Origin of the sequence: Mycobacterium sp. PSTR-4-N (assembly GCF_022348085.1) — a bacterium.
Lineage (GTDB): Bacteria > Actinomycetota > Actinomycetes > Mycobacteriales > Mycobacteriaceae > Mycobacterium.
This window is the reverse complement of sequence record NZ_JAKRFN010000010.1, coordinates 38,762-58,491: the sequence shown is the minus strand read 5'-3', so window position 1 is coordinate 58,491 and position 19,730 is coordinate 38,762. Positions and strand designations below refer to the sequence as shown.

At 67.9% G+C, this 19,730-nt stretch carries 19 protein-coding genes; 7 read left to right on the top strand and 12 right to left on the bottom strand.

From position 1 onward, the window contains the following. Positions 1 to 5 precede the first annotated feature (5 nt). The 3 genes from MHN84_RS15400 to MHN84_RS15390 are packed head-to-tail and all read left to right on the top strand — an operon-like array spanning position 6 to position 3,079. Positions 6 to 959, top strand: a complete 954-nt coding sequence (locus MHN84_RS15400) for an acyl-CoA dehydrogenase (protein ID WP_241205406.1) — start codon at positions 6 to 8, stop codon at positions 957 to 959. Beyond that, positions 956 to 1,915, top strand: a complete 960-nt coding sequence (locus MHN84_RS15395; protein ID WP_308192949.1) for an acyl-CoA dehydrogenase family protein — start codon at positions 956 to 958, stop codon at positions 1,913 to 1,915. The genes MHN84_RS15400 and MHN84_RS15395 overlap by 4 nt, the downstream gene beginning before the upstream one ends. Positions 1,916 to 1,924: 9 nt before the next feature. Beyond that, positions 1,925 to 3,079 (top strand): pyridoxal phosphate-dependent aminotransferase, encoded by a 1,155-nt coding sequence (locus MHN84_RS15390; protein ID WP_241205405.1) that lies wholly within the window; start codon positions 1,925 to 1,927, stop codon positions 3,077 to 3,079. A 3-nt stretch (positions 3,080 to 3,082) separates the two neighbouring features. Here MHN84_RS15390 and MHN84_RS15385 read toward each other — a convergent pair whose 3' ends face one another. The 4 genes from MHN84_RS15385 to xylA all read right to left on the bottom strand — a co-directional run bounded on the left by MHN84_RS15385 (position 3,083) and on the right by xylA (position 7,546). Further along, positions 3,083 to 4,348, bottom strand: a complete 1,266-nt coding sequence (locus MHN84_RS15385; RefSeq protein WP_241205404.1) for an ABC transporter permease — start codon at positions 4,346 to 4,348, stop codon at positions 3,083 to 3,085. Positions 4,349 to 4,371: 23 nt separating this feature from the next. Next, complete coding sequence (locus MHN84_RS15380; RefSeq protein WP_241205403.1) at positions 4,372 to 5,166, bottom strand: ATP-binding cassette domain-containing protein; 795 nt, start codon at positions 5,164 to 5,166, stop codon at positions 4,372 to 4,374. A gap of 6 nt (positions 5,167 to 5,172) precedes the next feature. Then, a complete protein-coding gene (locus MHN84_RS15375) occupies positions 5,173 to 6,252 on the bottom strand; it encodes a sugar ABC transporter substrate-binding protein (protein WP_241205402.1) in 1,080 nt (359 codons plus the stop codon). Between the two features lie 70 nt (positions 6,253 to 6,322). Further along, positions 6,323 to 7,546 (bottom strand): xylose isomerase, encoded by a 1,224-nt coding sequence (xylA, locus tag MHN84_RS15370; RefSeq protein WP_241205401.1) that lies wholly within the window; start codon positions 7,544 to 7,546, stop codon positions 6,323 to 6,325. A gap of 86 nt (positions 7,547 to 7,632) precedes the next feature. On the opposite strand from xylA, the gene MHN84_RS15365 reads away from it, so the two are divergent. Together MHN84_RS15365 and MHN84_RS15360 are read left to right on the top strand one after the other, a co-directional pair. Beyond that, entirely contained in the window at positions 7,633 to 8,805 is a 1,173-nt protein-coding gene (locus tag MHN84_RS15365) for an ROK family transcriptional regulator (protein WP_241205400.1), read from the top strand. Positions 8,806 to 8,815: 10 nt separating this feature from the next. After that, on the top strand, positions 8,816 to 10,099 hold the full coding sequence (locus MHN84_RS15360; RefSeq protein ID WP_241205399.1) for a DUF222 domain-containing protein: 1,284 nt from the start codon (positions 8,816 to 8,818) through the stop codon (positions 10,097 to 10,099). Here MHN84_RS15360 and MHN84_RS15355 read toward each other — a convergent pair. Genes MHN84_RS15355 through MHN84_RS15345 form a run of 3 tightly spaced genes read right to left on the bottom strand, consistent with a single transcriptional unit; the run spans position 10,080 to position 14,028 of the window. Beyond that, positions 10,080 to 11,993, bottom strand: coding sequence for an acetoacetate--CoA ligase (locus tag MHN84_RS15355; protein ID WP_241205398.1), 1,914 nt, complete (start codon positions 11,991 to 11,993; stop codon positions 10,080 to 10,082). The two genes, MHN84_RS15360 and MHN84_RS15355, sit on opposite strands and share 20 nt — an antisense overlap. Beyond that, the gene (locus MHN84_RS15350; RefSeq protein ID WP_241205397.1) at positions 11,978 to 12,724 is read right to left on the bottom strand and encodes a 3-hydroxybutyrate dehydrogenase; all 747 of its coding nucleotides are present in this window, start codon (positions 12,722 to 12,724) and stop codon (positions 11,978 to 11,980) included. The genes MHN84_RS15355 and MHN84_RS15350 overlap by 16 nt, the downstream gene beginning before the upstream one ends. A gap of 11 nt (positions 12,725 to 12,735) precedes the next feature. Further along, positions 12,736 to 14,028, bottom strand: coding sequence for an MFS transporter (locus MHN84_RS15345; RefSeq protein WP_241205494.1), 1,293 nt, complete (start codon positions 14,026 to 14,028; stop codon positions 12,736 to 12,738). Between the two features lie 132 nt (positions 14,029 to 14,160). Here MHN84_RS15345 and MHN84_RS15340 point away from each other — a divergent pair, with 132 nt between their 5' ends. After that, a complete protein-coding gene (locus MHN84_RS15340) occupies positions 14,161 to 15,126 on the top strand; it encodes a LysR family transcriptional regulator (protein WP_374238374.1) in 966 nt (321 codons plus the stop codon). On the opposite strand, the gene MHN84_RS15335 is transcribed toward MHN84_RS15340, so the two are convergent. Next, positions 15,121 to 15,654, bottom strand: coding sequence for a TetR/AcrR family transcriptional regulator (locus MHN84_RS15335; protein WP_241205395.1), 534 nt, complete (start codon positions 15,652 to 15,654; stop codon positions 15,121 to 15,123). The genes MHN84_RS15340 and MHN84_RS15335 overlap by 6 nt on opposite strands. A gap of 116 nt (positions 15,655 to 15,770) precedes the next feature. Between MHN84_RS15335 and MHN84_RS15330 the strand changes: the two genes are divergently transcribed. Then, on the top strand, positions 15,771 to 16,112 hold the full coding sequence (locus tag MHN84_RS15330) for a hypothetical protein (protein WP_241205394.1): 342 nt from the start codon (positions 15,771 to 15,773) through the stop codon (positions 16,110 to 16,112). 68 nt (positions 16,113 to 16,180) lie between these two features. Here the strand turns inward: MHN84_RS15330 and hsaB are convergent, their stop codons facing one another. From hsaB to hsaA, 4 genes are read right to left on the bottom strand one after another with little or no spacing between them, the layout of a single operon-like run. Further along, on the bottom strand, positions 16,181 to 16,747 hold the full coding sequence (hsaB, locus tag MHN84_RS15325; protein ID WP_241205393.1) for a 3-hydroxy-9,10-secoandrosta-1,3,5(10)-triene-9,17-dione monooxygenase reductase subunit: 567 nt from the start codon (positions 16,745 to 16,747) through the stop codon (positions 16,181 to 16,183). Between the two features lie 2 nt (positions 16,748 to 16,749). Further along, complete coding sequence (gene hsaC, locus MHN84_RS15320; protein WP_241205392.1) at positions 16,750 to 17,649, bottom strand: iron-dependent extradiol dioxygenase HsaC; 900 nt, start codon at positions 17,647 to 17,649, stop codon at positions 16,750 to 16,752. A 4-nt stretch (positions 17,650 to 17,653) separates the two neighbouring features. Further along, positions 17,654 to 18,538 carry a 4,5:9,10-diseco-3-hydroxy-5,9,17-trioxoandrosta-1(10),2-diene-4-oate hydrolase gene (gene hsaD / locus MHN84_RS15315; RefSeq protein ID WP_241205391.1) on the bottom strand — a complete coding sequence of 295 codons (885 nt, stop codon included), beginning with the start codon at positions 18,536 to 18,538 and terminating at the stop codon, positions 17,654 to 17,656. Continuing rightward, positions 18,538 to 19,722, bottom strand: coding sequence for a 3-hydroxy-9,10-secoandrosta-1,3,5(10)-triene-9,17-dione monooxygenase oxygenase subunit (gene hsaA / locus MHN84_RS15310; RefSeq protein WP_241205390.1), 1,185 nt, complete (start codon positions 19,720 to 19,722; stop codon positions 18,538 to 18,540). Before hsaA ends, hsaD begins: the two co-directional genes overlap by 1 nt. Positions 19,723 to 19,730 lie beyond the last annotated feature (8 nt).

Sequence of the window (19,730 nt, the reverse complement as noted above, 5' to 3'; positions counted from 1 at the left end):
GAGACGTGAACTTCGAGATCGACGACCAACAGCGGGACTTCGCCGCGAGCATCGACGCCGCACTCGGTGCGGCCAACGTCCCGGACGCGGTGCGGGCGTGGGCGGCCGACGACACCGGGCCCGGCCGCAAGATCTGGGCGCAACTGGCCGACCTGGGCGTGACCGCGTTGATGGTGGCCGAACGATTCGACGGTATCGACGCCCACCCGGTGGACCTCGTGGTCGCCCTGGAACGGCTTGGCCGGTGGAACGTTCCCGGCCCGGTCGTCGAATCCATCGCTGTCGCACCGATTCTGCTCGCCGACGACGAGCGGTCCGGTGCGCTGGCTGCGGGTGAGCTGATCGCCACGGTCGCCGCACCCCCGAGAGTCCCCCGCGCCGTCGACGCCGACACCGCCGGGCTCGTGCTGCTGATCGACGACGAGACGGTCGCAGAGGCCACGCCCGCCGAGCCGCACGCGTCCGTCGACCCCAGCCGCCGCCTGTTCGAGGTGACCCCGAGCGGGGCCACGCATCCCGCCGACGGGGCGCGCGCGTTCGAGTTCGGTGCACTGGCGACGGCCGCACAACTGGTGGGAGCGGCGCAGGCCATGCTGGACGCGTCGGTCTCCTATGCCAAGCAGCGCAGCCAATTCGGCACCGTCATCGGCACGTACCAGGCCATCAAGCACAAGCTCGCCGACGTGCTGATCGCCGTCGAGATGGCACGCCCGCTGGTGTACGGAGCCGCGCTCGCACTGGCCGACGGCTCCCCCGACACCGCGCGTGATGTGAGCGCCGCGAAGGTCGCCGCCGCCGATGCGGCGTTGCTCGCCGCCCGCTCGGCGCTGCAGACCCACGGCGCGATCGGATACACGCAGGAACACGACCTGTCGCTGCTGCTGCTCCGGGCGCAGGCCCTGCGGCCCGCCTGGGGTGACCCCACGTGGCACCGTCGACGAGTGTTGGAGGCATTGTGACGTCGAGCGACGAACGGGAGATGCTGCGCGACACCGTCGCAGCGCTGATCGACAAGCACGCCTCACCCGAGGCGGTACGAACGGCCGCCGCGTCCGAACGCGGCTACGACGAGTCGCTCTGGGCGATGCTGTGCGAGCAGGTGGGTGCCGCGGCGCTGGTGGTGCCCGAGGACCTCGGCGGCGCGGGCGGTGAACTCGCCGACGCCGCAGTGGTACTCGGCGAACTCGGCAAACGGCTGGTGCCGACGCCGCTGCTGGGCACCACGCTCGCTGAACTCGCGCTGCTCTCGCTGCCCGAACCACCGGCAGATCTACTCGAGGCGCTCATCGAAGGTCGTTCGATCGGCACCGTCGTCTTCGATCCCGGGTACGTGCTCAACGGCACCACGGCCGACGTCGTCATCGCCGCCAACGGCGAAAACCTGACGCACTGGCGGACTTTCACCACCACCTCTGCGACGGCGATGGACATCACCCGTCCGCTGGCTGCGCTGGAACCCGGCGACACTGTGGTGCTCGGACCGGACCCGGGGATGGCCGACATGGCGGCGATCCTCCTCGCTGCCGAACAGGTCGGCGCGGCATCGCGCTGCCTGGACCTGACAGTCGCCTACACGAAGGACCGGGTCCAGTTCGGCCGGCCGATCGGCAGCTTTCAGGCGCTCAAACACCGGATGGCCGATCAGTACGTCGCGGTCGAGACCGCCCGCGCGATCGTCGACGAGGCCATCGAGGAGTACACCGCGGCACCCTCGCCGGTGGCGGCGGCACGGGCCCGGCTGGCTGCCAGCGAGGCGTTCACCGGTGTCGCCGCCGAGGCGGTGCAGATGCACGGCGGTATCGCGATCACGTGGGAGAGCGACATCCAGCTCTACTTCAAGCGGGCCCATGGCAGCGCGCAGCTGCTCGGAGCCCCCCGCGAGCAGGTGCGCCGCCTCGAATCTGAACTGTTCTAGCCTGGCTGCATGAGCGTTTCGCTGCGGTCCGGCATCCCCCCGTTCTATGTGATGGATGTCTGGCTCGCCGCGGCGGAGCGGCAACGCACGCACGGAGATCTGGTCAACCTGTCCGCCGGTCAGCCCAGCGCGGGCGCCCCGGCCGCAGTCCGCGATGCCGCCATCGCAGCACTGCACGACAACCGCCTCGGATACAGCGTCGCCCTCGGCATCCCCGAGTTGCGTGCTGCGATCGCCGCGACCTACGACCATCGGCACGGCCTGGCTGTCGACCCCGACGACGTCGTGATCACCACCGGCTCCTCGGGTGGGTTCCTGCTGGCGTTCTTGGCCTGCTTCGACGCCAGCGACCGGGTCGCGATCGCCAGTCCCGGCTACCCCTGCTACCGCAACATCCTGACCGCGCTCGGCTGCGACGTCGTGGAGTTGCCCTGTGGACCCGACACCCGCTTCCAGCCGACCCTGGACATGCTCACGAACCTCGACCCACCCGTGGCCGGCGTCATCGTGGCGAGCCCGGCAAACCCCACCGGGACCGTGATCCCGCCTGCCGAACTCGCGGCGATCGCGGCGTGGTGCGCCGAGTCCGGTGTGCGCTTGATCAGTGACGAGGTGTACCACGGCCTGGTCTACCCCGGGGCCCCCGATACCAGCTGTGCATGGGAGACATCACGCGAAGCCGTTGTGGTGAACAGTTTTTCGAAGTACTTCGCGATGACCGGATGGCGGTTGGGGTGGCTGCTGGTGCCGGAGGAGTTACGCAGGGCGGTGGACCGGCTGACGGGGAACTTCACCATCTGCCCGCCGGTACTCCCCCAGCTGGCTGCCGTCGCCGCGTTCACCGAGGACTCCATCGCCGAGGCGGAGGCGTTGCTCGACGGCTACGGCGCCAATCGCACATTGCTGCTCGACGGTCTGCGCGGGCTCGGAATCGACCGCCTCGCACCCGCAGACGGCGCGTTCTACGTCTACGCCGACGTCTCCCACGTGACCACGGATTCGCTGCGCTTCTGCTCGACGCTGCTGTCGGACACCGGCGTCGCGATCGCGCCGGGGGTCGACTTCGACACGGTGCGGGGAGGAGCGTCGGTGCGGCTGTCCTTCGCCGGACCGTCCGCCGACATCTCCGAGGCGCTGCGCCGCATCGGCGCGTGGCTGCGGTGACGCTCAGCCGAGCCCGGTCGACGAGCGACGCCGCCGCGAGATCGCGTCCACGCTCGCCGCGAGCAGCAGCACACCGCCGGTGACCAGGAAGTTGATGTAGGACGACTGGTTGAGCAGGCCGAGCCCGTTGGCGATGGTCGCCACCACCACACCGCCGATCACCGCGTCGACCGCGCGACCGCGCCCACCGAACAGCGAGGTGCCGCCGATGACCGCCGCACCCACTGCGTACAACAGCGTGTTGCCAGCACCCGAGGACGCCGACACCTTACCGGCGTAGGACGCGGCGATGATGCCGCTGAGCGCCGCCATGGACGACGCCACGACGAACACGGACACGCGGATGCGGTTGACTGAAATGCCTGCGCGGCGAGCGGCTTCCGCGTTGCCGCCCACGGCGTAGACATGCCTGCCGTACGACGTGCGCTGCAGCACGAACGTCATGACGATCAACAGCACCACGATCAGCGGAAGAACGTAGGGCACGCCCCGGATCTGCACGTTGGGGTTGACGCTGCGGTTGACGCTCATCACGAACGTCACGCCGAGCACCACAGCCGCGACGGCTGCGATGCGCGCCGCGACCACACCGGACGGCGCATGCGCCAGGTTCAGGGCGCGCTTGCGCCGGTACTGCACGACCTCCAGCACGGCAAAACCCACCACGACCAGACCGGCGATCGTCCACCCCACCGGCACCGCCAGATTGCTGATGGTCAGCCCGCGGATCACCGGATCGTCGACCCGCACCGATCCGCCCTCACCGATGAGCTTGAGCGTCACGCCCTGTAGTCCGAGGAAGAACGCCAACGTGACCACGAACGACGGGATTCCGAGCTTGGCCCGCAGCACACCGATACACAGACCGATCACCGCGCCGGACGCGATGCCGGCGAGCACCGCCGCCCACCACGGCCAGCGCAGATCGACCATCGTCAACGCCATCACGCACGCCGACACCCCACCGGCGACGCCGGCGGACAGGTCGATGTCGCCGAGCAGCAGCACGAACACCAGACCCATCGCCAGCACGCAGATGGCCCCGGCCTGGGTGACGAGGTTGGCCAGGTTCAGCGCCGACATGAACCGGTCGTTGGCGAACCCGAACACCACGAAGAGCACGATCAAGCCGAGAACCGCAGGCAGTGAACCCATGTCACCGCCGCGGACCCGGCGCACGTAGGAGCGCACCGCATCCGCGAAACCTGCGTCGGAGCGTGCGTCGATCGCGAAGTCCGAGTGCGCGGTGGCGCCGGTGACTGTCGCCATGGTGGGGGTGTCCTTCCCGGGTGTCACAGGGTTTCGGAGGCGTCGACCGGGGCCAGTCCGAGGGAGCCCGACCGGCCGGCGGTGATCAGCTCGACCACCTGACCGTGGGTGACGTCGCCGGCCTTCACGTCGGCGGCGACCCGGCCGAGGTACAGCGCGCAGATCCGGTCGGCCACCGAGAACACGTCGGCCAGATTGTGGGAGATCAGCACGACTCCCACACCCTGGTCGGCGAGCCGACGCACCAACTCGATCACCTGCTGGGTCTGCGCGACCCCGAGTGCGGCGGTGGGCTCGTCCAGCAGAACGACTTTCGACTTCCACAGCACCGACTTCGCGATCGCGACGGTCTGCCGTTGACCACCCGACAGACTCGACACCGTCTGCCGCACCGAAGCGACCGTCCGCACCGACAGCGAGGTGAGCGCGTCGCGCGCCATCGTCTCCATCCGTGCCTCGTCGAGCATGCCGCGCGTGGTGAGTTCCCGGCCCAGGAACATGTTCTCGACGATGTCGAGGTTGTCGCACAGCGCGAGATCCTGGTACACCACCTCCACCCCGAGCGCCGACACATCGGTGGGTCCGTGCACGGTGACCGGACTCCCGCCGAACAGATAGGTGCCGCTGTCGATGGGGTGTATTCCGGCGATCGCCTTGACCAACGTCGACTTCCCGGCACCGTTGTCCCCCACGAGGGCGGTGACCTGCCCGGGATACACGCGGAAGTCGATGTCGTGCAACACATGGACGACGCCGAAACTCTTGTTGACGCCGCGCAATTCGAGGATGGGCTCGCTGGCCGAGAGCCTGTCATCCATGGGTGCTCAGACTCCTGCCGCCGAGCACATCGCCGCGAACTGGCCCGCGCACACCTCGTCCTTGGACTGGCCGCCGTCGGTGAACACGACGTCGACGTTGTCCTTGGTGATCGACTTCGGAGTCAGCAGCACCGATGGCACGTCTCGGTTGCCCTGATCGTCGCGTGAGGTGCTGTTGGTCTCCGGCGTCTGCCCGTTGGCCAAGGCGATCGCCGCCTTCGCCAATGCTCCCGCCTCCTCGGTCGCGGACTTGTACACCGTCATGCACTGTGTCCCGGCGAGGATGTTCTGCAGCCCTTCGACCGTGGCGTCCTGTCCGGTGACCGGCACCTGTCCGGCCCGCTTGTTCTTGTCCAGGATCGAGATCACCGAACCGGCGAGGCCGTCGTTCGCGGCGTACACGCCGTCGACCTTTCCGCCGGCGGCGGTGTAGAGCTGCTCGAAGATGGTGACCGCCTTGTCGTTGTCCCAGTCGGGGACGGCCTGTTCGCCGACGTTGGTGATGGTCGGTGTCGCATCGATCACCGAATGCGCACCGGAGGAGAACAGCGTCGCGTTGTTGTCGGTCGGCGAGCCGTTGAGGAACACCACGTTGGCCGGCTTGCCGCCGAGGCAGTCGACCAACCCCTGGCCTTGCAGCTCACCGACTTTGGTGTTGTCGAACGAGACGTAGGCGTCGGCGGAACCACCGAGGGTGAGGCGGTCGTAATCGATGGTCTTCACGCCCTGGGCGGCCGCCTTCTGCTGGATGGAGGCGCCGCTGTCTGAGTCGAGGTTCACGATGGCCAGGACGGTGACCCCGTCGGCGATCATGCCGTCGGCGATGGTGGCCATCTGATCGGCCGAGCCCTCGGCATTCTGGATGTTGTACGGCACCCCGGCTTCTTTGAAGGCCGTCTCCAGCGCCGGCCGATCCTTGGATTCCCACCGGACCGAGGACTTCGTGTCGGGCAGGATGACGCCGATCTTGCCGGCGCCGGCCTGCGCGTTGTCCCCTCCGGAGTCGGAGCTGCTGCAGGCGCTGAGGGTGGCCGCCACCACCGTGGTGGCGAGAAGGGCGGACAGCAGAGTGCTCGATCGTTTCACGGGATTCGCCTCCGGTGCAGTTTTGTTATCGTGGGCAACTTATAACGTGATACACGTCGCGTCCAGAGTGTCAGCGGGCGCCCATCAGGTGCTCCAGGGCCAGCTGGTTCAACCTGACGAAGCCGAATCCCTTTGCGCCGAAGTAGGAGTCGGCGTCGAACTCCTCGTACGCCGACCGGTCGGCCAGCAGGTCGGCGTATGTTTCGCCGGGATCGAGCGTCGGCGTCCGGAGTTCGGCGACCTTTGCCTGCGACATCGCCTCGGCCACCGCGGGATCCGCCCGGAAGGCCGCCGCGCGTTCTTTGAGCAACAGGTACATGCGCATGTTCGCAGCCGCCGATTCCCAGACCCCGTCGACGTCCTCGGTGCGGCTGGGCTTGTAGTCGAAGTGGCGCGGACCGGTGTAGGCGGCGCCACCGTCGACACCGCCGTGCTCGAGGAGGTCGACCAGAGCGAACGCGTTGGCGAGATCCCCGTGGCCGAACACCAGATCCTGGTCGAACTTGATGCCGCGCTGCCCGTTGAGGTCGATGTGGAACAGCTTGCCACTGTAGAGCGCCTGACCGATGCCGTGCACGAAGTTCAGGCCGGCCATCTGTTCGTGACCCACCTCCGGGTTGACTCCCACCATCTGCGGGTGAGCGAGTGTGTCGATGAACGCGAGCGCATGTCCGACCGTCGGGAGCAGGATGTCGCCGCGCGGCTCGTTCGGCTTGGGTTCGATGGCGAACCGGATCTCGATGTTCTGGTCGATGACGTACTCGCACAGCAGGTTCAGTGCCTCGCGGCAACGCTCGAAGGCAGCGTGGACGTCTTTGGCGGAATCGTATTCGCTGCCTTCACGCCCACCCCACAGCACGAAGGTCTGTGCCCCGAGTTCGGCGGCCAGATCGAGGTTGCGCAACACCTTGCGCAGCGCGAAACGACGCACGCCGCGGTCGTTGCTGGTGAATCCCCCGTCCTTGAACACCGGCTGGCTGAACAGATTCGTCGTCACCATCGGCACCGTCATGCCTGTCGCCGACAGCGCTGAGGTGAGCCGCTCGATCATCCGTCGACGCTCGGCATCGGAACTGCCGAACGGGAAGAGGTCGTCGTCGTGGAACGTCAACCCGTACGCGCCGAGTGCTGCGAGTCGCTCGACCGCCTCGACCACATCCAGCGAGGGGCGGGTCGCGACGCCGAACGGATCGCCGGCCGTCCAGCCAACGGTCCAGAGCCCGAAGGAGAATTTGTCCGCCGGTGTCGGGGTGAGGTTCTGGGTGGTTTCGGTGCCGGACTCCACCAAGGTCATGTCGAAAGCCCTCCGAAAGCTGTAGTTTGTTCTCTGCGCGAACATAAGATGTGCTCTGTACCACTGTCAAGGCCTGGAGGTGACCCGTGACATCCCCGCGGTCTGGTGCGGGCGCCGACGGTGTGCGGCGTCGAAACCTGTCGAACGTGCTGACTCTGGTGCACCGCCACGGCGCGCTGAGCCGCGCCGAACTGACCCGCCGCACGGCGTTGTCCCGGTCGACCATCAAGGATCTGGTCGAAGAGTTGGTGGCGCGAGGTCTGGCCGAGGAGCTGCCGGCCGCGCCGGTCTCTCAAGTGGGCAGGCCGAGCCCCATCGTCCGCCCGGGGCGGCGGGTCGTGGCAGCGACCGTCATCCCGGAGGTCGACGCGGTCACCATCGGCGTGGTCGCAATGGGCGGCACCGTACTGGAGGTGGTCCGGTGCCCGACCGAGAGCGTGCCGACGCCCGATGAGGCCGTGTCGGTGGCCGCCGAGATCGTGCAACGAATCGCCCGCACGCTGCCCGAAACCAGCGCACTCACCGCAATCGGTGTCGCGGTGCCGGGTTTGGTGCACAGCCCGGAATCGACGGTGCAACTCGCGCCCAATCTCGACTGGCACGACGTCAAGATCGGCGAACTACTCAGTGCAGCAACGGGTTTACCGGTCTATGCCGCCAACGACGCCAACGCCGGAGCTATCGCGGAACATCTTTTCGGCCGACATCACGGCGCCGATCACCTCATCTACGTCAACGGCGGAACAACGGGCATCGGCGCCGGATTCGTGGTCGCCGGTGGCCTTCTCCAGGGCGTCGCCGGTTATGCGGGGGAATTGGGACACACGTTCGTCGGTGGAGCGGCACCCTGTCACTGCGGCAGCACCGGATGCCTGGAGACCGAAGTGACCCAGGCGCCGCTGGCACGGCTGATCGCCGAATCGGAACGCGTCGAACCCGGCGACGCGCAACCATGTCCGACCGATGCCGAACGTGATGTCTTACAACGCCAGGCCCGGTCGCTGGCGATCGCGCTGGGCAACGCCATCAACATGCTGAACCCCAGACTGGTGGTCCTGGGTGGTTTTCTGCGCGCCTTCCCCGCGTACGCCGGCGCGATCCTCCGGGAAGAGTTGAGCCGCCGCAGCATGGGCGGGCCTCGCGATCTCGTGCGGATCGTGCCGGCGACGCTGGGTGGCGAGACGGTCGTGATCGGCGCGGCCGAGCTCGCGTTCGCGCCGGTGTTGGCCGATCCGGGATCTGTCGGAGGGTCGGTGTAGCGTCGGTGGCATGTTCGCACAGGTGTTCGATATCGACCAGTCGGCCTCGGAGGCTGAGCTGCGTGATGTCGTGGCACGCTGCGAACGTGTGAAAGCTCAGGCGGCCGCGGTGCAGGCCCGTGCCACCGCGCTGTGGGCGGAGAAACGCCGAGTGGCCGAGACCGAGGCAGGGATGCCGGCCGCGAAGCGGGGGCGCGGGTTGGCCTCCGAAGTGGCGTTGGCCCGGTCTGATTCGCCGGCCCATGGCGGTCGGCATCTGGGCTTCGCCCACGCCTTGGTGCACGAGATGCCCCACACTTTGGCCGCGCTGGCCGCCGGGGTGTTGACCGAGTGGCGGGCCACCCTGATCGTGAAGCAGTCCGCTTGCCTGATGGTCGAGGACCGGCGCACGTTGGATGCCGAGCTGTGCGCTGACCAGCAAGCGCTGGTGGGGTTGGGCAATGCCCGGATCGAGGCTGCCGCCGCCGCGATCGCAGCGCGCCTGGATGCTGCCGCGGTGGTGGAGCGCAAGGAACGCGCGGCGGCGTCTGCGCGGGTGTCGATGCGGCCCGCGCCGAACGGCATGGTGCAGCTGACTGCGCTGATGCCGCTCTCGCAGGGCATCGGGGTGTATGCCGCCTTGAAGCGTGAGGCTGACCTGTGCGGGGACGGGCGCCCGCGCGGACAGATCATGACCGACACCCTCTACCAAAGGGTCACCGCCCGCCCGGCCGAGACGCCGGCGCCGATCGCGGTGAACCTCGTCATGGCCGACACCACCCTCTTCGGCGACGACGACAGCCCCGGCTGGGTCGACGGGTACGGTCCCGTGCCCGCCGCGGTGGTGCGTGACCTGGTGTCGGATGCGGTGGCTGATGAGACGGCGAAAGCCACGCTGCGGCGGCTCTACCGCCACCCCACATCGGGGCAGCTGGTCGCGATGGAATCGCGTGCCCGGATCTTCCCGACAGGGTTGGCGGCGTTCATCGGGCTACGGGATCAGACGTGTCGCACCCCCTACTGCGACGCCCCCATCCGCCACCACGACCACGCAGTCCCCGCCCGCCACAGCGGACTCACCTCCGCGCTCAACGGGTTGGGTGCCTGCGAAGCCTGCAACTACGCCAAAGAAGCCCCCGACTGGACCGTCACCACCACCCAGACCGAGGGCCGCCACACCGCCACCTACCGAACCCCCACCGGCGCGACCTACCACTCCACCGCACCACCACTACCCGGACCACCGACGGCCCGCCGCTACAGCGTGGTCGAGGGAATCCTCGCGATCGACTTGGTCAGGCGCGACGTTGCGTGACGTACCAGTCGAGCAGATCGGGATCGTCGACGGCACTGCGATCGACGACGGTGGCGGCATCGCGGCCCTGGAACAGTTTCTTGATCGGGACCTCGAGCTTCTTGCCGGTGCGGGTGTGCGGCACACCCGGCGCGACGATGATCTCGTCGGGCACGTGACGGGGCGAGACCTCGGTGCGGATGGCTTCGTTGATGCGTTGTCGCAGCGCATCATCGAGCTCGATTCCCCCGGCGAGAACCACGAACAGCGGCATCCAGTAACCGCCGTCGGGCTGTTCGGCCCCGATCACCAGCGCCTCGGCGATCTCGGGGAGGCGCTCGACAGCCTGGTAGATGTCGGCACTCCCCATCCGGATGCCGTGCCGGTTCAGGGTGGAATCGGAGCGGCCGTGCACGATGACGCTGCCGTGCTCGGTGATCGTGATCCAGTCACCGTGCCGCCACACACCCGGGTAAGTGTCGAAATAGGCGTCGCGGTAACGGCTTTGATCGGGATCGTGCCAGAACGCGATCGGCATCGACGGCATCGGCTTGGTGATGACGAGCTCGCCGACCTCGCCGCGGACCGGGTGACCCGACTCGTCCCAGGCGTCGAGCGCGACGCCGAGAAACGGCGCCGACAGCTCGCCGGGCCAGACGGCAACAGTGCGCACGCCGCCGATGAAGGCCGACACCACATCGGTGCCTCCGCTGATCGACGCGATCTGCACGCCGACGTTGTCGGCCAACCACAGGGACGACGACGCGGGCAGCGACGAGCCGGTGATCCCGATGCTGCGCAGCGCGGAGAGATCATGGGTGACCGCAGGACGGGCATCGGCCTTGATGCAGCCGAGTACGTAGCCGGGGCTGGTGCCCAGCACCGTGGCGCCGACGCGAGCCGCGATGGCCCACAGTGCGTCGGGCTCCGGTGCGCTCGGGCTACCGTCGTAGCAGACGATCGTCGCACCGACCAGCAGCCCGGCGACCTGGAAATTCCACATCATCCAGCTCGGGCTGGTGTACCAGAAGAAGGTGTCGGTGGGTCCGATATCGGATTGCAGCGCAACAGCTTTGAGATGTTCGACGACGACGCCGCCATGGCCGTGCACGATGCCCTTCGGCAATCCCGTGGTGCCCGAGGAGAACAGGACCCACAGCGGATGGTCGAACGGCACGGCGACACTGTCGAGGCCGTGCGAGCTCACCTCGTCGAGATCAGCGAGCGTGAACGTCGCCCTCAGCGTGGGCATCCCGTCCCGCAGCGCCGCGACGTCCGCACGCTTGTCGCGGTACTTGCCGGCGAAGTGATAGCCGTCGGCGGCGACGAGCACCGTGGGTTCGAGTTGGCCGAGCCGATCCAACGCTGCCTTCGCCGAATAGTCCTGACCACACGCACTCCACACCGCGCCGATGCTCGCCGTCGCGAGGAACGCGATCACCGCCTCGGCGATGTTGGGCAGGTAGCCGACCACCCGGTCACCGGCCGCTACACCGGTGGCGCGCAGCTTGTCGGCGAACGCCGCGGCGCGGCCGAGCATCTCCGCCCACGACATCTCGCGATCGGCGCCGTTCTCGCTGACCGAGATGATCGCGGGCCGGTCTGCGCGGGCATTGCGGACGACCGCGTCGACGTAGTTGCACGTGGTTCCGCGAAACCATTGCGCGCCAGGCATCTCCGCGTCTTCGAGCACCGTCGGTCCACGCTCACCGAGGTCGAAGTAGTCCCACAGCGTCGACCAGAACCCCTCGAGGTCATCGATCGACCACTGCCACAGCGCGTGGTAGTCCGGGTAGATGCCACCCGTCCGCCGCTCGGCGAAGCGCGCGAAATCGGTGACCCGGGCGTGGGCGACGTCGTCGTCGGAGGGCACCCACTGCGGCGCGTCGGTCGTCGCCGTCACCGAGCGCTCCATCCACCGTCCATCGTGTACGACGCGCCGGTCACCATCCCCGCCGCAGGTGTCGCAAGCCACGCCACCAATGCACTCACCTCCTCGGGCTCGACCAGCCGCTTCACCGCACTCTCCTTGAGGAGGATGTCCGTGATGACCTGATCCTCGGCGATGTTATGCGTTCGCGCCTGATCGGCGATCTGCTTGGTCACCAACGGGGTCCGCACGTAGCCCGGGTTGACGCAATTGCTGGTGACGCCGTGCGGGCCGCCTTCGAGTGCGGTCACCTTGGACAGCCCCTCGAGCGCGTGCTTGGCCGTCACGTAGGCCACCTTGAACGGCGACGCCCGCAGCCCGTGAATGGACGAGATGTTGATGACGCGCCCGTAGCCCTCGCGGTACATGTGCGGTAGCGCCGCCCGGATCAACAGGAACGGCGCCTCCACCATTAACGCCAGCATCGCGCGGAAGCGGTCAGGGGGGAACTCGGCGATCTCGCTGATGCTCTGGATGCCGGCGTTGTTGACCAGGATGTCGACCTCGAGCTGTAGGTCCTCCAGCGCGGCGACATCCGACAGGTCCAGCGACCAGGCCGTCCCGCCGATCTCCTGGGCCAGCGCCTTGGCACCCACGTCGTCGATGTCGGCGACCGTGACCGACGCCCCACGAGAGGCGAGTTCGCGTGCGCACGCGGCGCCGATCCCGCTGGCCCCGCCGGTCACCAGCGCGGTGCGGCCACCCAGCTCGCTCATGCCGTGCCCACTCACGCGACGCCGGTCTTGGCGAGCTGTTCACGGTCGGCCTCGTCGAGCGTCTCGAGGTCCAGGCCCCTCGTCTCGCGGGTGAACCAGGCGGCGATCAGCGTGATGACGGCGGCGCCGGCGAGGTACACCGCGATCGGCACCCAGGTCCCGAAGTCGTCGAGCAGCCAGGTCGCGATCGCCGGCGCCAGCGAGCCGGCCACGATCGAGGTCACCTGGTAGCCGAGCGACACCCCCGAGTAGCGCATCCGGGTCGGGAACATCTCGGCCATGATCGCCGGCTGAGGCGCGTACATCAGCGAGTGGATCATCAGGCCGAGGATGATCGCGGCCATGATCAGCAGGTAGCTGCCGCTGTTCATCATCGGGAAGGCGAAGAACCCCCACGTCGCGGCCAGCACGGCACCGGTGATGTACACCGGGCGACGACCGAACCGGTCCGAGAGCCGGCCGACCTGCGGGATGACCAGGAAGTGCACGAAGTGCGCCGCGAGCAGCCACCACAGGATGTCGCTGGTGTCGGCGCCGACGTGGGTCTTGAGGTAGACGATCGAGAACGTGACGACGAGGTAGTACATGATGTTCTCGGCGAACCGCAGCCCCATCGCCGTGAACACCCCACGGGGGTAACGCTTCAGCACCTCGACCACGCCGTAGGACACGGACTTGACCCGCTCCACCTCCTGCTGCGCCTCCACGAAGATCGGTGCGTCGGTGACCTTGGTGCGGATGTAATAGCCGATCAGCACGACCACTGCCGAGAGCCAGAACGCCACTCGCCAGCCCCACGACAGGAAGGCCGCATCGGACAGCGTGCCGGTGAGCACCAGCAGAACCACGGTCGCCAGCATGTTGCCGACGGGCACTGCGGCCTGCGGCCAGCTGGCCCAGAACGCGCGGTCCTTGCTCGGACTGTGCTCGGCGACGAGCAGCACGGCGCCGCCCCACTCACCGCCGACCGCGAAGCCCTGCAGGAAACGCAGGACCACGAGCAGGATCGGTGCCCACACCCCGATCTGGGCGTACGTGGGCAGGCAGCCCATCAGGAACGTCGCCACGCCGACGAGCAGGATCGCGAACTGGAGCAGCTTCTTGCGGCCGTGCTTGTCGCCGAAGTGCCCGAACACCACCCCGCCCAGCGGACGGGCGACGAAGCCGACCGCGTAGGTCAGCAATGCCGCGATCAGTCCCGCGGCCTCACTCGTGCCTTCGGCGAAGAACACTTTGTTGAACACCAGCGTCGCGGCGGTGGCGTAGAGAAAGAACTCGTACCACTCCACGACGGTGCCGGCCATCGATGCGGCGACGACGCGCTTGAGACCGGTCGTGACCGACCCGTCGCCCTGTTGCGTACTCAATTCACACCCCTTTGTTGTGATGCCCACCACAGACCTCAATGAGTATTCCTGCAGCTACCCACCGCAGCAATGGCCAAAACCGCACGCCGGATCTGCGAAAATGCAGAAATGTCCTCGCCCGTCCGCCGCCCCAGCGCCGACGATCTGCTCGTTCTCCTCGCCGTCGGACGCACCGGTCGATACACCACCGCGGCAGAGGAACTCGGCCTCAACCACACCACGATCAGCCGTCGCATCACCGCTCTGGAGCAGGCGATGGGCGGACGGGTGCTTGCGCGAGTGGCCGGCGGCTGGGAACTCACCGAGCTGGGTCGCGACGCCCTCGCGGCAGCCGAGGCGGTCGAGTCGGCCGTACGCTCACTCACCGCCGACGCCGCGGGCAACCGTGTGCTCGAAGGCGTCGTCCGACTGTCGGCCACCGACGGGTTCTCCGCCTACATCGCCGCGCCCGCCGCCGCGGCGGTGCAGCGCAGGCACCCCGACGTCGCGGTCGAGATCGTCGCCGCGACCCGGCGCGCCACCCAGCAGCGCTCAGGACTCGACCTCGAAGTCGTGGTGGCAGAACCCGGCAGCGAACCTCGCGTGCACCGCGCCACCGCCCAGCGGTTGGGCGACTACTGCCTGGGCCTCTACGGATCGCGCGACTACCTCGCCGAGCACGGATCGCCGGCGGATGTGGCCGATCTACAGCGCTTTCCGCTGGTCTACTTCATCGACTCCATGCTGCAGGTCGACGATCTGGACCTGGCGACCAGCTTCGCCCCCGCGATGCGCGAATCGGTGACCTCCACCAATGTGTTCGTCCACGTCGAGGCCACCAGGGCGGCGGCGGGTCTCGGGCTGCTGCCGTGTTTCATGGCCGACCGGCACGGCGATCTGATCCGGGTGCTGTCCGAGACCGTGTCGGTCCGGTTGGCCTATTGGCTGGTCGCCAGGCCGGAGACACGGCGCCGGCCCGAGGTGGCTGCCGTCATCGAGGCGATCAAAGCGCAGATGAGCGCGCAGCACGACGCCCTGCTCGGCGTGGTGCTATAGGCCCAGCGCTTCCGCCGCCCGGTCCGCGGCCCGCGGGCCGGCCAGGTGACGCATCAGCAGGAGCCCGTCGATCAGCGCCAAGGTCGCTTCCGCTTCGCGCGTGCGCCGCGCCCGGGGACCTGTGAAGAAGTCGGCCAGCCACCCGACCCACGCCGTCATGAGCTGCGGCGCGACCTCGTGGAACGGGGCAACGCGCGCCGCGGCGAGGCCACACGCCTCGAAGTACACCGCGAACAGCGGATCCACCGCAGGGTCGGCCAGTGCCGGGTACGCCGCGGTGGCCATCTGCCGGTGGTCCTCGGCGGTCGCCGGGAACGCGTCCGCGAGGACGCTCTGCAGCCGGATACCGATGGCCACCAGGACATCGGTGACCAGAGCGTTCTTCGTCGGGAAGTAGTAGACGATGACGCGGTCGCTCGTCCCCAGGTGTCTCGCCAGCCGTCCGAACGACAGGGAACTGAGGCCGTGCTCGACCGCGGTCCGCACCGCCCCCTCGAGGATCTCGTCGCGAGAATATTTGTGGCCCATCGGCCTTGATCGTAGTGGTTACTACAATCTAGAGTTTGTAGTAACCACTACAAACGCTGAGGAGCAACATGTCATCACCCACAACACAGTCGACCGCGCACCGTGCCACGACCGCCATGGCAGTGCTCCGGGCCTTCGCCGGAGCGTTCTCCTGGATCAGTCCACGTCACGCCTGGCGGACGTTCCTGCTGGGAGCGATGCCCGCCGACGGCAGTACCGGGTTGATATCGCGCCTCTTCGGTATCCGGGATCTTCTGCTGGCGGCAGGACTGCGCCACCCCGACGCGTCGGTTCGCCGCGCAGTCCTGGGCGCGGGGATCGTCATCGACAGCGCGGACATCGCCGCAACGGCGCTCGCCGTGCGCGCCGGGGCGCCGCGAGGAACGTTGCTCGGGGTCGCGGCCGGCGCGGGGCTGTTCGTGGCGATCGGCGCGGCCGCTCTCGCGGAGGGCGACTGACAAGCCGCGCGTTCATCCCCAGGGTTATCCACATTGGGGATGAATGACAGCCGTGTGATTCGGCGTGATCAGAGCCAGGTGTCGTCGGTGGTCGCGGTCAGGAACGCCTCGAGGTCGTTGCGCCAATCGGCCGGGGTCGTCTTGTCGGGCTCGATGCCCGTGTACTGGCCCTGGTAGAACAGCAGCGGCCGCGGCTTGGTTCTGGGCACGTCGGACAGCGAATGCACCGCCCCGAACACCACGAAATGGTCGCCACCGTCGTGCACCGAGGCCACCGTGCAGTCGATGTGGGCCAGCGTGCCGTCGATGATCGGCGACCCCAGCGGCGAGCGCGACCAGTCGATCTCGGCGAACTTGTCCGGCTCCCGCGACCCGAAGCGCGCCGACACCGGCTTCTGGTTCTCGTGCAGGATGTTCACGCAGAACCGGCCGCTCGCCTCGATCGCCTGCCAGGACCGGCTCACTTTGGTCGGGCAGAACAGCACCAGCGGCGGGTCCAACGACAACGCGGCGAAGGACTGGCAGGCGAACCCCACCGGGACGTCCTCGTGCACGGTTGTTATCACGGTGATGCCGGTGCAGAACTGCCCCAGCACATTGCGGAACGTGCGCGGGTCGATCGGTGCGCCGGACACCGCTACTTGAAGCCCACGCTGAAGTCGTGCCCCCACAGCGAGACCGCGGTGCTTTCCCGCGCCACCCAGCTGTGATCGTCGACTTCGAGGCCCTCGCAACCGAATTCGATGTCGAACCCGCCCGGTGTCTTCATGTAGAACGACAGCATCTTGTCGTTGACGTGCCGGCCGAGGGTCGCCGACATCTTGACCTTACGGCGCAACGCCCGGTCCAGGCAGAGGCCGACGTCGTCGGCGTTCTCCACCTCGACCATCAGATGCACGATGCCACTGGGGGTTTCGCCGGGCATGAACGCCAAGCTGTGGTGGCGGGGGTTCACCCCGAGGAAGCGCAACCACGCCGGCGCGCCGTCGGCGGGCCGGCCGACCAGCTGCGGCGGTAGCTTCATCGAGTCGCGCAGGCTGAAGCCGAGCACGTCACGGTAGAAGTGCAGCGTCTCGACGTCGTCACGGGTGGTGAGCACGACGTGCCCGAGCCCCTGCTCCTCGGTGACGAACTTGTGCCCGTACGGGCTCACCACGCGGCGGTGCTCCAACGCGACACCGTGGAACACCTCGAGTGTGTTCCCGGACGGATCGTCGAACGTGATCATCTCGTCGACGCGGCGCTCGGCGAGTTCGGAGGCGGTGCCCTCCTTGTAGGGCACCCCCTGTACGTCGAGTCGCTGCCGAACCTCCTGCAGCGCTGCGGCGTTCGCGGTCTCCCAGCCGGAGACCATGAGCCGGTCGTGCTCACCGGGGACGATGACGAGCCGAGCGGGGAACTCGTCCATCCGCAGGTAGAGCGCACCTTCGGTGGGACCGTTGCCCTCCACCATGCCGAGCACCTTGAGCCCGTACTCCCGCCACGCGGCGACATCGGTGCTCTCGATACGCAGGTATCCGAGTGAACGGATCGTCACGACGTCACCCTCCGAGGAAATCGATGGTCAGCTTGTTGAATTCGTCGAACTTCTCCAGCTGCGCCCAGTGGCCGCACTGCCCGAACACATGTAGCTGCACGCGCGGGATCTGCTTGAGCGCCACCAGCGCACCGTCGAGCGGATTGACGCGGTCCTCGCGGCCCCAGATCAACAGCACCGGCTGGCGCAGCTTGTACACGTCGCGCCACATCATGCCGAGCTCGAAGTCCGCACCCGCGAACGACTTTCCCATCGCCTTGGTGGCAGCCAGCGACTCCGGGGTGCTGGCGATCTGGAACCGCTCCTCGACCAGCTCCGGGGTGATCAGCGACTGATCGAAGACCATGATGCGCAGGAACCTCTCGATGTTCTCCCGCGTCGGATCGTTGGCGAAACGGCCCAGCAGCTTCACACCCTCGGTGGGGTCCGGGGCGAACAGGTTGACGCTCAGCCCACCCGGCCCCATCAGCACCAGGCGGCCCGCGCGCTTGGGATTGTCCAGCGCGAACCGCACCGCGGTTCCGCCGCCGAGCGAATTGCCCACCAGCGCAGCACGTTCGATGTCCAGATGATCGAACAACCCGAGCAGTGCGGTCGCGCTGTAGCGGTTGTACTGCTCGTGCTCGGTGTGCTTGTCGGAGTGCCCGTAACCGGGCTGATCGACCGCGAGCACATGGAAATGCTGGGCCAGCACGCCGATGTTGCGGCTGAAGTTCGACCAGCTCGACGCACCCGGCCCTCCCCCGTGCAGCAGCACCACCGTCGGCGAGGCCGGGTCACCCGCCTCGTGGTAGTGCAACCGCATGTCGTCTCTCACCTGCGCGTAGCGCGAGGTGGATTCGAACGTGATCTCCTGCTGCTGAGCAGCTTCGGCGGCGAACGACGTCACTAGACCATCGTGTCCTGGGGTGGGAGACCGAACGCATCGTTGCCGAAGATCAGGTAGGCGCGCTCGGGCTCGTTGGCCGCGTGCACCCGCCCGGCGTGCGCATCCCGCCAGAACCGCTGCACCGGCTGATCAGAGTTCAGCGCCGTCGCACCCGAGGCCTCGAAGAGCAGATCGATCGACTCGATGGCGCGCTTGGTGGCGCGCACCTGGTCGCGGCGGGCACGCGCGCGCAGCGAGAACGGGATCTCCTGACCCGACTGCAGCAGCCCGTACTCCTCGCCGACATTGCCGATCAGCTGCCGCCAGCCGGCGTCGATGTCGCTGGCCGCCTCGGCGATCCGGATCTTGGCGAACGGATCCTCTTTGGACTTCTCGCCGGCGAACGCGGCGCGCACCCGCTTGCCCTGGTGCTCGACGTGAGCGTCGTACGCGCCATAGGCCATACCCATGATCGGCGCGCTGATCGTCGTCGGATGCATGGTGCCCCACGGCATCTTGTAGACCGGCGCGGAGTTGGTCTCGTAGCCGCCGGCCGTGCCGTCGTTCATCGCCTTGTACGACAGGAACCGGTGCCGCGGGACGAACACGTCCTTGACGACGACGGTGTTGCTGCCGGTGGCCTTGAGTCCCACCACGTTCCACACATCGTCGATGCGGTAGTCGGAGCGCGGGATCAGGAAGCTGCCGAAGTCGACCGGGCGCCCGTCCTTGATCACCGGGCCGCCCAGGAACGCCCACGTCGCGTGGTCGCAGCCGGAGGACCACTGCCACGCGCCGCTGACCAGGTAGCCGCCATCGACGACGGTTCCTGCCCCCATCGGGGCGTAGGACGAGGAGACCCGGACCGTGGGATCGTCGCCCCACACGTCTTCCTGGGCCTGCTGATCGAACAGCGCGAGATGCCAGTTGTGCACGCCGATGATCGAGCTCACCCAGCCCGTCGAGCCGCAGGCGCTCGCGATGCGGCGCACGGCCTCGTAGAACACCGTCGGGTCGCACTGCAGGCCTCCCCACTGCTCGGGCTGCAGCAGCTTGAAGAAGCCGACCTCGTCGAGCTCGGCGACGGTGTCGTCGGGCAGGCGGCGCAGCTCCTCGGCGGCCGCGGCCCGCTTGGCGATGCGCGGCAGGAGATCGTCGATGCCGGCGAGAACGGACTGCACGTCGCGCTGTTCAATGGACGTCACTGGTTGAG

Bases quoted from the DNA above. Each gene is read 5' to 3' on its own strand.
- MHN84_RS15345 (WP_241205494.1), bottom strand. From the start codon at position 14,028: ATGGCCGGCACCGTCGTGGAGTGGTACGAGTTCTTTCTCTACGCCACC.
- MHN84_RS15390 (WP_241205405.1), top strand. From the start codon at position 1,925: ATGAGCGTTTCGCTGCGGTCCGGCATCCCCCCGTTCTATGTGATGGAT.
- MHN84_RS15330 (WP_241205394.1), top strand. From the start codon at position 15,771: ATGGCAGTGCTCCGGGCCTTCGCCGGAGCGTTCTCCTGGATCAGTCCA.
- MHN84_RS15385 (WP_241205404.1), bottom strand. From the start codon at position 4,348: ATGGCGACAGTCACCGGCGCCACCGCGCACTCGGACTTCGCGATCGAC.
- xylA (WP_241205401.1), bottom strand. From the start codon at position 7,546: ATGACCTTGGTGGAGTCCGGCACCGAAACCACCCAGAACCTCACCCCG.
- MHN84_RS15340 (WP_374238374.1), top strand. From the start codon at position 14,161: ATGGCCAAAACCGCACGCCGGATCTGCGAAAATGCAGAAATGTCCTCG.
- MHN84_RS15380 (WP_241205403.1), bottom strand. From the start codon at position 5,166: ATGGATGACAGGCTCTCGGCCAGCGAGCCCATCCTCGAATTGCGCGGC.
- MHN84_RS15335 (WP_241205395.1), bottom strand. From the start codon at position 15,654: ATGGGCCACAAATATTCTCGCGACGAGATCCTCGAGGGGGCGGTGCGG.
- MHN84_RS15360 (WP_241205399.1), top strand. From the start codon at position 8,816: ATGTTCGCACAGGTGTTCGATATCGACCAGTCGGCCTCGGAGGCTGAG.
- MHN84_RS15350 (WP_241205397.1), bottom strand. From the start codon at position 12,724: ATGAGCGAGCTGGGTGGCCGCACCGCGCTGGTGACCGGCGGGGCCAGC.
- MHN84_RS15355 (WP_241205398.1), bottom strand. From the start codon at position 11,993: ATGGAGCGCTCGGTGACGGCGACGACCGACGCGCCGCAGTGGGTGCCC.